Source organism: Kiloniellales bacterium, assembly GCA_030064845.1.
Taxonomy (GTDB): domain Bacteria; phylum Pseudomonadota; class Alphaproteobacteria; order Kiloniellales; family JAKSDN01; genus JASJEC01.
In genome coordinates this window covers 53,157-64,454 of record JASJEC010000052.1, presented here as the reverse complement: position 1 = coordinate 64,454, position 11,298 = coordinate 53,157, and the positions used below count along the sequence as shown (strand labels likewise).

At 63.9% G+C, this 11,298-nt stretch carries 8 protein-coding genes; 3 read left to right on the top strand and 5 right to left on the bottom strand.

Features of this window, described 5'->3' with window-relative positions; translation table 11 throughout:
- Together nhaD and QNJ67_16690 are read left to right on the top strand one after the other, a co-directional pair.
- Nucleotides 1-882: sodium:proton antiporter NhaD (gene nhaD, locus QNJ67_16695; protein MDJ0610615.1), on the top strand; the 882-nt coding region annotated here is incomplete at its 5' end.
- Nucleotides 883-1,025: 143 nt separating this feature from the next.
- Entirely contained in the window at nucleotides 1,026-1,778 is a 753-nt protein-coding gene (locus QNJ67_16690) for an IS5 family transposase (GenBank protein MDJ0610614.1), read from the top strand.
- A gap of 139 nt (nucleotides 1,779-1,917) precedes the next feature.
- On the opposite strand, the gene QNJ67_16685 is transcribed toward QNJ67_16690, so the two are convergent.
- Both QNJ67_16685 and QNJ67_16680 read right to left on the bottom strand, forming a co-directional pair.
- Entirely contained in the window at nucleotides 1,918-3,585 is a 1,668-nt protein-coding gene (locus tag QNJ67_16685) for an efflux transporter outer membrane subunit (GenBank protein MDJ0610613.1), read from the bottom strand.
- A gap of 313 nt (nucleotides 3,586-3,898) precedes the next feature.
- Nucleotides 3,899-4,261: a cupin domain-containing protein gene (locus tag QNJ67_16680; protein ID MDJ0610612.1), complete on the bottom strand. Its 363-nt coding sequence runs from the start codon at nucleotides 4,259-4,261 to the stop codon at nucleotides 3,899-3,901.
- A gap of 330 nt (nucleotides 4,262-4,591) precedes the next feature.
- Here QNJ67_16680 and QNJ67_16675 point away from each other — a divergent pair, with 330 nt between their 5' ends.
- Complete coding sequence (locus tag QNJ67_16675; GenBank protein ID MDJ0610611.1) at nucleotides 4,592-8,557, top strand: AsmA family protein; 3,966 nt, start codon at nucleotides 4,592-4,594, stop codon at nucleotides 8,555-8,557.
- Nucleotides 8,558-8,670: 113 nt separating this feature from the next.
- Here the strand turns inward: QNJ67_16675 and QNJ67_16670 are convergent, their stop codons facing one another.
- The 3 genes from QNJ67_16670 to QNJ67_16660 all read right to left on the bottom strand — a co-directional run bounded on the left by QNJ67_16670 (nucleotide 8,671) and on the right by QNJ67_16660 (nucleotide 11,295).
- Complete coding sequence (locus QNJ67_16670; GenBank protein MDJ0610610.1) at nucleotides 8,671-9,261, bottom strand: PA14 domain-containing protein; 591 nt, start codon at nucleotides 9,259-9,261, stop codon at nucleotides 8,671-8,673.
- Entirely contained in the window at nucleotides 9,258-9,968 is a 711-nt protein-coding gene (locus QNJ67_16665; protein ID MDJ0610609.1) for a YqiA/YcfP family alpha/beta fold hydrolase, read from the bottom strand. The genes QNJ67_16670 and QNJ67_16665 overlap by 4 nt, the downstream gene beginning before the upstream one ends.
- Nucleotides 9,969-10,041: 73 nt before the next feature.
- The gene (locus QNJ67_16660; protein ID MDJ0610608.1) at nucleotides 10,042-11,295 is read right to left on the bottom strand and encodes an acyltransferase family protein; all 1,254 of its coding nucleotides are present in this window, start codon (nucleotides 11,293-11,295) and stop codon (nucleotides 10,042-10,044) included.
- Nucleotides 11,296-11,298 lie beyond the last annotated feature (3 nt).

The window sequence follows — 11,298 nt, the reverse complement described above, 5'->3', positions numbered from 1 at the left end:
GCCCTGGTGATGGGCACGGTCATTATGGCCGTGGGCGCAGGCAGCCCGCGGTTCGTCGCGCTGGCCTTCATCAATGTGGTCGTCGCGGCCAATGCCGGCGGCGCCTTCAGCCCCTTCGGCGATATCACCACGCTGATGGTCTGGACCTCGGGGCGGGTCGAGTTCTTCGAGTTCTTTGCACTCATCATCCCATCGCTCGTCAACTTCCTGGTGCCCGCCGCGATCATGTCGGTTTTTCTGCCCAAGGGCCAGCCCGAGAAGCTGGAAGAGACGGTCCGCATGCGGCGCGGCGCCCCCTTCGCCATCCTGCTGTTCGTGATTACCATCGCGATGGCGATCAGCTTCGAGCAGCTGCTGCACCTGCCGGCCTTCATGGGCATGATGACCGGCCTGTCGCTGCTCATGTTCTTCGCCTACTACATCCGCAAGACGCGCCGGCCGGAGGATGACGACCTCGACATCTTCCGTCACGTCGCGGCAGCCGAATGGGACACCCTCCTGTTCTTCTTCGGGGTGATGTTCAGCGTGGGCGCCCTGGCCTTCATCGGCTGGCTGGCACTCGCCTCGGACGTCATGTACGGTAACTGGGGACCCACCGCGGCGAATACGACGTTCGGCATGGTCTCGGCGATCATCGACAACATCCCGGTGATGTTCGCAATCCTCAGCATGGGCCCGGAGATGTCGCACTTCCAGTGGCTGCTCATCACGCTGACCTGCGGGGTCGGGGGCAGCCTGCTGTCGATCGGGTCCGCGGCGGGGGTGGCGCTGATGGGCGCGTCGAAGGGTCAGTACACCTTCATGGCCCACCTCAAGTGGTCTCCGGTGATCGCCCTCGGATACTTCTGCAGCATCGGCGCGCATTTCCTCGTGAATGGCTAGAGCAGATTGCGATTGATTGGGATCCTTGCGTGATCCCGTTTGAATGCGATCCGCTCTAGGGCCTGTGGACATTCGATTTCACTAGGGGGATTCCCTTGAGCGTGGAAATTTGATTCAAGGCTGAAACTTGATGGAGGTCAGCCTTGGATCGACGCGTTTTGAGCGATGCGCAGTGGGCGCGGATAGCTCCGCTGCTGCCCGGCAAGGCCGGTGACCCTGGACGTACGGCGGATGACAATAGGTTGTTCGTCGAAGCGGTGTTTTGGATCGTGCGCACGGGCTCTCCCTGGCGTGATCTGCACGCCAGCTTCGGCATTTGGAACTCGGTCGCCAAGCGCTTCCGCCGGTGGGCCCAGAAGGGCGTATTCGAGAGTCTTTTCCAAAGCTTATCCGGATACCCGGACTTTGAATACGCGATCATCGACGGCACCATCGTCCGGGTCCACCAGCACGGCACCGGCGCAAGGGGGGGGACTCAAAATCAGGCAATCGGGCATTCGCGCGGCGGACTGACCACAAAGATCGTCGCCTTGGTCGATGCGCTGGGCAACCTGAGCCGCTTCCTGCTCCTGCCCGGTCAACGCCACGACAGCCTTGGCGCCGAACCGCTTATCGCCGGCCTCGACTTCGACGCCCTGCTCGCCGACAAAGGCTTCGACAACGATTGGCTGCGGGCCGAACTCGAACACCGCGGCGCCCTGGCGGTCATCCCGCCCAAGGCCGACAGGGTGCGCGCCATCGCCTGCGACTTCGCGATGTACCGATGGCGCCATCTGGTCGAGAACTTCTTTTGCGCTCTCAAACAGTTCCGCCGTATCGCCAAGCGCTACGACAAAACCGATATGAGCTTCACCGCAATGATCCACTTGGTCGGCTCATACCTCGCGGTCAAATGAATGTCCACGGGACCCAGGCCATCTCAGGGTAAGGGTGAGCTTATTTCACGCGTTTATCCTCATTCACGCGCAGCCCCGGGCTGCGCCCCATGTCGAAGGATGATTGTGATCAAGAGCTCAGGTGATCCTCAGCAGCCCGCTAGAAGTCCACTCTACGGAAGTAGGTGTTCGCGCCCGCTTCCTCGCCTCTGGTCGGGGCATCCGCGATATCCTCCGCTGGCAGCACACTGCCCCAGTCGGTGCGTTCCCGCATCACCTCGATGGTCTCATCAGGCACGAACTCGTTCGGCCCGCGGATTTGCCAGCCGCCGCCGAGGCCGCGATAGCTGAGGACCAGATTCTGGGCGATGGCGGACTGCGCGACCGCCAGATTGTCCTGTCGCTCTACGAGGGCGGTCTGGGTCTCCAAAACCCGCGTGTAGTCGACGAGCCCGTTGCGGTACTGACGCAGGGCGATCTCCACGGCGCGCTTGGAGGCTTCGACGCTGGTCGTGAGGAACTCGGCCTGATCACGCGAACGAAGGAAGCCGACCAAGCCGTCCTCGACCTCCCGATAGGCCTCCAGGACGGCGTTCTCGTAATCGGCGATCAAAGCCTGCAGCCGGGCGTCCTGCACGCGGACGTTGTTGGTCAGCCGGCCGTAGTTGAGAAATGGCCAGGAGATCGTGGGGCCGATGAATCCGGTGAAGCTGTCATAATCGAAGAAGTCGGAGAGATTCGCGTTGTTCGAGCGGGAATCCACGCTGCCGCTGGTCTGCAGACCGACGAACCCGCCGAGGCTGAAGGAGGGAAAGAGCTGCGCCCGCGCCACGCCGATCTGTGCGTTCTGGGCGGCCGTCCGCAACTCGGCCCGGCGGATATCGGGTCGGCGCCGCAAGAGTTCGTTTGGGACGCCGACAGCGACCTCTTCGGGGGCCGTGGGGATCCTGCCTTCCGAACCCATGATCGCCACGAGCTCGCTCGGCGGCATACCGAGCAGTACCGCGAGCGCATTCTGCGCCCGCCGGCGCAAGATCTGGTAAAAGGGAATGTCGGATTCGGTCTCGGCGAGGAGCGACCGCGCCTGCTGCACATCTAGCTCGCTGACCGCGCCGGCGCGAAAACGCGCAGAGGCGATTTGCAAGGTACGCCGCTGAATAACGGTATTTTCCCGCGCCAGCCTAATGCGTTCTTCGGCTTCCCGGACCACGACGTAGAAGCGCGCCACTTCGGCGGTCAGGATCACCAGGAAATCGTCATAGTTGGCGACGGTGGCGCCCAAGGAGGCGTCCGAGGATTCGATGGAGCGCGCGAACTTGCCCCAGAAATCGAACTCCCAGGTGGCGTCGATGCCCACGGTAAGATCCTGGAACGAGTTGTCGAAGTCGCCCAGGTTCGCCCCGTTCCGGCTGGTGTAGTTGTAGGAATAGCTGCCTACCGCGTTCTGAACCTGCGGATAGAACGAGCCGATCGCGATGCCGAGCTGTGCGCGCGCCTCGAGCACGCGCAGGCCGGCCGACTGCAGAGTCCGGTTCTGCCTATAGGCGGTCTCGACGAGCCGGGTAAGGACCGGGTCTTCGAAGACATCCCACCAAGTGGTGAGCTCCGCGGGATCGGCCTTGACCCCGTTGTCACCCTCTTCGAGCCAATTGTCCTGCACGGGTGCTTCGGGCGCCTCGAAATCCGGCCCGACCTTCATGCAAGCACCGAGCGAAAACAATAGCAAAAGAGCCACTGCCTTGGGCCATGCCGGCCCGCGATGCCGCGCAGGCTCTCCAATCACTTGCAAAACGCGACCAGCCTGCGGCTGGACAGGAGAACTCCCCATTTCCAAGCGCCCCCCTCCCTTGTTCACACCCTCTCAAGAGTCTCATCGTCCCCCAACCCGCATAACCTTAACCAAAATTCTGCGCAAATCCAATCCTGGCCAAGTGCCTTTGCGCCGTTGTTTCGCACCTCGGGTTCTATGGTGGCCTGTCCGTGGTTTGAACGCCGAGTTGTAGTAGAGTCGTGGGTAAGTGAAGTTAAAAGAGGGTCAGGGGCATGTGAACCCAATATAATAAGAAATCAACCGGTAGTTTCTGAAAGTATACAGCCCAACTTTCCACAAATCTTCGAAGTCGGGTGACACCCGGTACAGCTCATCCCGAACTTTCTGCGCCGCCGTTCTTGCCCCATTCGCAGACCAGGATGATGCAGCCCGTTTCCGTGCGCGAGTTGTGTCGGCTTCCGGGTGCGTAGCTGACGAAATCGCCGGGACCGAAGACCGTGCCGTCGTCGTCGATCAACTCGCCCTCCACCATGTAGAAGTCCTCGACGCCGCCGTGCTCGTGAGAGATGGTCTCGCTGCCCGGGTCCATCCGCATCAAATAGCAGCCGTTGCCGGTTGCCTGGTCGTAGCTCAGCGTCAGCAGGCCGAACTCTGGCTGAAGCGGCCCGTCGAAATCATAGACCCCGAACGCCATTTCCCGGGTCTTGAAGGTGCGGCGGCCCTCGGCCGGCATGACGGTCTCCCTCGATGCGAAGCACCGCCCATCAGAAACCGACCGCGCCTCCGTGGCAAGGCAAAGGTCGGCCCGACCTAGAGCAGATCCGGGTTGACTGAATCGCCAAAGGCGATCCATCAAAACATGATCCGCTCTAGGGAGATCCTGCTCCGGCGCCCTCGACTCAGCCTCCTTCGCCTCCATTCATTTGTTTTGGTCAGGGATGCGCTCGATGGTTGCCATCGAGCCGTCCATGGAGACAATGGGATATCCCGCGCGCCTGGCCCTGGGAATTCGAGGGCCCATAGCGGGGGATCAGAAAACGCGAAGCCAACCGCCGCCGGACCCATGCGCCGCGCCAAGAAGATCCTTATCTGGGGCCTCGGAGCCCTGCTCTTCCCGACCCTGGCGGTCGCCCTCTTCCTCGTGGTCGCGGGCGACGACTTCTATCGCTGGATCTTGCGTCAGGCGATCGAGGGCAGGCTCGACCGCGATATCCGGGTGGAAGGCACCTTCGATTTCGAGTTCGGCCTCGAGCCGACGGTCACCGTCACCGAGGTCTCGATCGCCGACGCGCCCTGGACCGGGCGTGAGGAAATGGCCCGCGCCGAGCGCCTCGAAGTGCAGGTGGCGATCGTCCCGTTGCTTTCCGGGATCATCGCGATCCCGCGCCTCACTGTGCACGGCTTGCAGATGCAGCTGGAAAGATCAGCGGAAGGACGGGCCAACTGGGACATGATCGCAGGCGCCGGCGCCCGCACCCGGACGGCGAGCGGGGACCTGGCGCCGCCGCCATTGATCGAGGTCATCTCCCTCCGGGACATCGCCGTGACCTACAGCGACCGCCGGAGCGGCGCGCGTAGGGAGGTCCTGATCTACGCGCTGGAGAAGACGGAAGCCGCCGAGTCGAAGACCTTTGATCTTCGCGGCGAGGGTAAGTTCGATGGTCGCCGGTTCCAAGTCGGCGGACGCTTCGGCTCGTTCCGCGAGGTCTTCGCCGGCGCCGAGTCCTATCCCGTAGAGTTCGTCTTCGAGGCCCCGAGCGGTGCGGTGACGGTTGAGGGCGTGGTGCATGACCCGCTCGGCGAGGTGGACATGGACCTCGCGGTCACCGCCGAATCGGCTTCGCTCAGTGGCACGCTGAGCGGTTTCGGCATCAATCTGCCGGTGGTCGGGATCGGCGAGGCTACGGCGCGGGTGCGCGGTGATCTCCAGACGCTCGCCGTTGAGGACATCACGTTAGAGATCCTCGAGCGCTCAGGGCAGGAGCTTCGGGCCGAGGGAAGGATCGCCAACATCGTCCGATCGGAGGGCTTGGACCTGCGGTTCTCGGGGCGGCTCGACTCGGGCGCCTTGCGGCAGTTCGCGGAGCTCCCTGTGGCGGTCAGCGGCGTTCTCGACGGGCTCGGCCCCCTCGGCGTGGAAGGCCGACTCGACGGCAGGCTCACCGCCCCGACTATCGAGAGTTTTCAGGCGCGGGTCGCGCACGGGTCGGGCGGGGAGCTGACGCTGAGCGGGCGGGGCGTGCTGGATTTCGCCGCCGGCGAGAAACTGCGGCTCGAAGCTCAGACCGAGCTGGCGCTCCCCGACCGCGCGTTGCTGGAGCGGGCGCTCGGCAGGGACTTGCCCGACCTCGGCGCAGTGCGGGCGTCGGCGAAACTCATCCTGGCCGACGGCAGCCTTGTGCTTCACGGGGCCGAAGCCGAGATCGAGGGCCTGGAACGCTTGCGGCTGACCGCCGAGGGTGAGGTCGGCAAGCTGTCGGGGCCGGGCTTCGTTCTCTTCGTAAATCCCGATATCACCTTTTCGGCAACTGTCGAGCGGAGCCGGCCTTTGATCTACCTGGTTGAGCAGATCGCCGGGGAAACGGCACCGCCGCCCGAGTCACTGGCCACCGCCAGGAAAGACCTCGTGCGCGCGGTACAGCTCGCGCTGGAGGCCGTCGGCTTCGAGCCCGGAACGCCGGACGGCAGGATGGGCCCGCGCACCCGAGGCGCGATCGAGGCCTATCAGCGCCAACACGACCTCGCTGTCGACGGCCGCGCGACAGCCGAACTGCTGGCCCATCTGCGCGCCGAGGCAAGCGCTGCCGGGCGGCGCCTGCCGTCCGATCCGGAGACCCTGGCGGGGCGGGTCTCCGGAATTGTTGAGAACCTGCCCCCGCTCGGACCCGTGACCGTCAGGCTGCGCCTGTTCCGCGAGGAAGGCGCCTTCCAGCTGGACAACCTCAGTCTCGAGCTCGGCACCCAGGGGGAGCTGCGGGTCGAGGTGACCGGGAGGCCGGGCTCCCTGGACCCCGACGACGAAGCTTTGCTGGAGGAGATCGCCCTGGCCGTGCGCTTTACCGCGCCTTCCACCGCGGTATTCGCCGCCTTTCTGCCGCCGGAGACGCCGCTGTTGGGCAACATCGCCGGGAAGTTCGAGGTCAGAGGAACGACCGACAGCCTCGCTATTGCGGGTCTCGACGTGACGGCCCAGGGACCCGACGGCCTGGCGGCGGCGGTCAAGGGCGGAATCGACCGGATCACCTTCGTCCAGGGCGCTGCGGTCGAGGGAGTCGTGCTCGACCTGGAGGCGCGCTGGCCGGATTCCAAAGGCATCTACCGCCTCGCCAACCTCAACCTATCCGACCTGGGGCCGGTCTGGGTGCGCGCGCGGCTGGCGGGCCGCGGCGAGAGCTTCGCGCTCTCCGAGATCGATGCCAGAACCGGCGCGCCCGATGCGCCGGCGCTGCGCCTCGTCGGTGAGATTGCCGATTTCGTGGCGCTGAAGGGCGTCGGACTGGAGGGGAAGATCGACGCGCCGACGGCGACCCTGCTCGGTCCCGATAGGGTAGCCCCCGATGCGCCGCTGGGCAGTATTCGCGGCGACTTCCTCGTGTCGGACAAGGACGGCACGGTGGGGCTGGAATCGCTGAACGCCGAGGTGGCGGATAGCGAGCTCGTCTCGCTCTCGGTGTCCGGTGCGTTCGACGACTTCAAGCGCAGCGACGACCTGCGAATGGATACATCCCTGACGGTGCCCAATCTCTCCGAGCTGGGCGAGGTTTTCGGCTACGAGGGCGCGCCGGTCGGGAGCCTGGCGTTCAATGGCGAGGTGGCGGGCAGCGACGAATCTTTCAGCGCCCGGGGCGATGCTCAGCTCGGCGAGACCAGCCTGACGACCAAGCTGTCGGGCAGCCTCGCGGGTACGCGGCCCAAGCTGCGCGCGGAGATTTACTCGCCCCGGTTCCGCTTCTCCGACGTCGGCCTGGTGCCCGACGCCGAGGAAACCAAAACGGAGGAACCCGAAACCGAGGAACCCGAAGCCGCGAGACCCGAAACCGCGAATCCCGAAACCGGGAAATCCGAAATCGCGGAACCCTTGGCGCCGGTGGATGACGATAATGAAGAGGGCAACGGCAACGGCGATCTCGGTGCGCCGGAGGAGATTATCTTCGACGACACACCGATCCCCTTCGAAGCCCTCCGCCTCGTCGACCTCGATCTCAAGGTGGTCATCGAGGACATTGAAGGTATCAGACTCGACATCGACAAGGCCAACGGGGAGCTCCAGTTGGCCGACGGGGTGCTGAAGGTCGACCCGCTAAACTTCAGCTTCGTCGGTGGCCGGGTCGACATGACCCTGGAGGCCGACGCCCGGCCCGAGCTGCCAACCATGAAGATCTCGCTGACCGCCGACGACGTGAATCTCGGTAAGTTCATTTCCCAAGCGGACGCCAACGTGCCCTTGGATGGCGACCTCGATCTGCTGGTCGACGTGACGGGGCAGGGCGGCACGCCGCACGCGCTGGCCTCCTCGCTGTCGGGAGATTTCGATCTGGCAGCCTCCAACGGGCGGGTGCTCAACAGAATGATCAACCTCACCGCCGAGAGCCCCTTCTCCTGGGTCTTTGCCAAGTCCACGCGCCGGGGCTATTCCGAGATGAACTGCATCATCATGCGCTTCGACGTCCAGGACGGTTTCGGCAAGGGTCGGCACCTGGTGATGGATACGCCCACCATCTTGGCCTTCGGGGAGGGTTACGTCGACCTGCGCAAGGAGACGATCAACATCAGGGTGCAGCCCAAGCCCAAGTCCCGGCGCCTGGTCGGTCTGACCACGCCCTTTACGATCGAGGGCCCCCTAGCGGATCCTGACGTGAGGGTGAGCACCAGGAGCGCCTCGGTCCGCTCGGTCGGCGAAGTGCTGCTCAGTCCGGTCAACCTGCTGGGCTCGCTGCTGCCCTTCTCGAGCCGCCGCCGCGGCGAACAGGACCCCTGTCTCGAACTCGCGAAGGGCTTGCAGCGCGGGGAGGAGGTGGGCACGGAGTGAAGGGCGTCGCTTCCGGCGGGGCGCGACCGGACGATCGCCCGGCCTTTACGATTGAGCCGCGGTCTTCGCTTCGTCCTGCTCGCTCACGTTCGACCGCTAAACAAGCTCTGGTTTCAGTGCCAGAAAGCGCTCGCTGGCACGGGCTCGAACCCTGACGAGCCCGGCGGGCTCCAGTAGAGCTGGATCGTCGACGTGTTCTTCTTCTCGAAGTAGAGAACCTCGATCGGATAGTAGCCGGCCTGGGCGATTTCGACCGGGATCGGGTCGGAAGTCCGGTCCGGGTGAACGTCGGGATCTTCGTAGATCTTTTCGCCCCCCAGGATGACCCGGATCCCGTCGTTCGAGGTCACCTGGAAGCGGTGAGTGCCCGCCTGGTCGAAACGCAGGAATCCCTTGATGTGCGCCCCAACCAGATCCGCGGAGCCGCTGGTCAGAACCTTGCCGGTGCCCGCCTTCGCGTCCAGCAGCGCGATCGGTTCGCCCGGCTTGCCGTCCTTGTACTTCATCCAGGTTTCCAGTTCCCGGATGTGGTTGTACTTGGCGTAGTAGTAGAGCACGGAGAGCCCCGGCTTCAGCGCGCCGCTGTCGGGCTGCGGATCGACCCGGACCGGATTCGCCGACCACGCGAGGCCGCCCTGCACCAGTACCAAGGCCAGTACCGCGAAAGCGAAGTGTAGGAGGCTCCTGCCTGATCTGCTTGTCATTTTTCTGCCCGTCTTTGATCGATGAAGTTTCGGATCTCGGCCATAACCTCCGGCCGGCTCAGATCCAGATTGTGGCCGCCTTCGTCGAATACAACGACTTTGGTGTTGGCGTGGCCCGCGAAGGCCTCGGCGGCGACCCGGTAGTCGAGGATCTCGTCGTCCCTGGAAAGCAGCACCAGGCGCCGCGCCGCCTCGCGCGCCGGCGTTTCCAGGGCGCCGTAGGCGGCAACCGCCGCCTCGGTCACCGTGAACTTCTCCTGCCGTTTCTTGCTGTACTGCTCACCGAGGGCCCGGCGCATGGTCTCCTCGGGCCTGACCGAAGGATTGACCAGGACGGCCCCCTCGAGCTCGAAGCGGTTGACCAGGTAGTCGGCCCAGAAGCCACCGAGCGAGGTGCCGATGACAACGACCGACCGATCGCGGAGCAGGGTCTCGAAAAGCTCGCCGAACTCCTCCACGTTCTCCTTCACGTCGGTGTAGTCGTAGTTAAAGCCGGCCACGGTGCGGTCGGCCGCGAAAGCCTTGTGGATGACCCCGTAGTCGTAATTGGGCATGGCCGACTTGAAACCATGCAGCAGCAGGAGAACCCGGGGCTTGAAAGCCTCGGCCGGCTCGCCTTCCTCTGTATAGAGCGTGAATTCGAAGAAGCCGCCGAGCTCGGCCGCATGGCCGCGTCCGGTGACAAGCGCGAGGAGCGCGGCGGCCATCAAGGCCGCCCGAAAACGCCGGTGTTTTCTCATTGCCTGCACCCTGATCTCTCCGTTCCAGGGCCCCCCGAGGTCATATCTGTTTGTGGATAAGATAGGCCAGGCAGCCAGAGAAGAACAGCGGCGCCAGCAGGAGGATGGGCGGCCCGAAAAAGACCGCGAGGATCGCCAGCCAGAGGTACTTGCGCCAGCCGCTCACCTTGATCATGACGGCCAGCATGGCCGTGAAGGGCATGAGATAGCAGAGGAACCAGAAGGAATCGTTGCTGAAGCTGCGCATGCCGCCCAGTTCCGTGCCGAAGCCCAGCAAGTCGTAGAGAAAGATCTCATTCAGGTAGAGGGCGCTGTTGACGAACGTCCAGACCAGGGTCCCGAGGTCCGACCTCAGCCCATCGTCGGGCGAGATGTACTTCTCGTGCAGGAAGTAGAGCAGGGGGTCCGCCTGGAAGCCGATGTAGTCGATGATCGGAATCACCAGCAGCATAGGGACGACCATGAACCAGAGGCTGCTGTAACGGTTGAAGATGAGCACAAACACGCTGCCCTGCCTCCGTTCCAGAGCGCGCAGCGCGAAGTAGCCCGAGGTCATGAAGAAGAAGGGCACGGCCCAGCGGCGCCAAAGATCGAATCCGGGCAGGCCAGCGTCGCTGAATTGGGCGAAGGTAAAGTGGCCGAAGAAGATCGAGAGCGTGGCGACCATGCGGATCAGGTTCAGCATGTTGCTGAACGAGCGCGTCAGCTTGGCGCCGGGGAGTGGCGGGCTGTCCTCCGCCCCGGGGAACCAGCGCGACAGGTATCTTTCGCCGCCCTTCTGCAGGCGGTCGAAGGCCGGCTTGGCCATGAAGCACAGCTTGCCGCAGACGATGCAGGCCGCCAGAACCGCGAAAAACAGGAAGACTTGGTCGAGGGGGTCGAAGGGATCGTGGTCGGTGATCGCGGTGAAGAAGTAGAGCAGCGGGAAGTGGAAGATGAAGATCGGCAGCGTGTAGCGCACGGTCGCGCGAATGAACTTTGAAAGACGCTCGTTCTTCGCGTCGCTGACGAAGATGTACTTGGACATGACCAGGAAGACGAAGAGAAAAACGATGTGACCGTACTGGATGGCCCAGCGCTTGCTCATACCCAGGTATTGACGATAGTCGTAACTGGCGAGCGTCTTCGACCAGTCGTACAGCTCGTCGCCGACCCGAAAGTAGTTGAACAGGATGTAGAAGAAGAATGTGCCGCCGACAATGGCGAGCGCAAGCCCGGGAGAAGGCCCCTGCGCCGCGGAGCCCCGTGGCAAGGCATCGGCGGTGCTGCTTGATCCGGGTCCAATCACCGTCACGGA

Coding starts and splice junctions, on each gene's coding strand:
- QNJ67_16685 (MDJ0610613.1), bottom strand. CDS start 3,585: ATGGGGAGTTCTCCTGTCCAGCCGCAGGCTGGTCGCGTTTTGCAAGTG.
- QNJ67_16680 (MDJ0610612.1), bottom strand. CDS start 4,261: ATGCCGGCCGAGGGCCGCCGCACCTTCAAGACCCGGGAAATGGCGTTC.
- QNJ67_16675 (MDJ0610611.1), top strand. CDS start 4,592: ATGCGCCGCGCCAAGAAGATCCTTATCTGGGGCCTCGGAGCCCTGCTC.
- QNJ67_16670 (MDJ0610610.1), bottom strand. CDS start 9,261: ATGACAAGCAGATCAGGCAGGAGCCTCCTACACTTCGCTTTCGCGGTA.
- QNJ67_16665 (MDJ0610609.1), bottom strand. CDS start 9,968: ATGGCCGCCGCGCTCCTCGCGCTTGTCACCGGACGCGGCCATGCGGCC.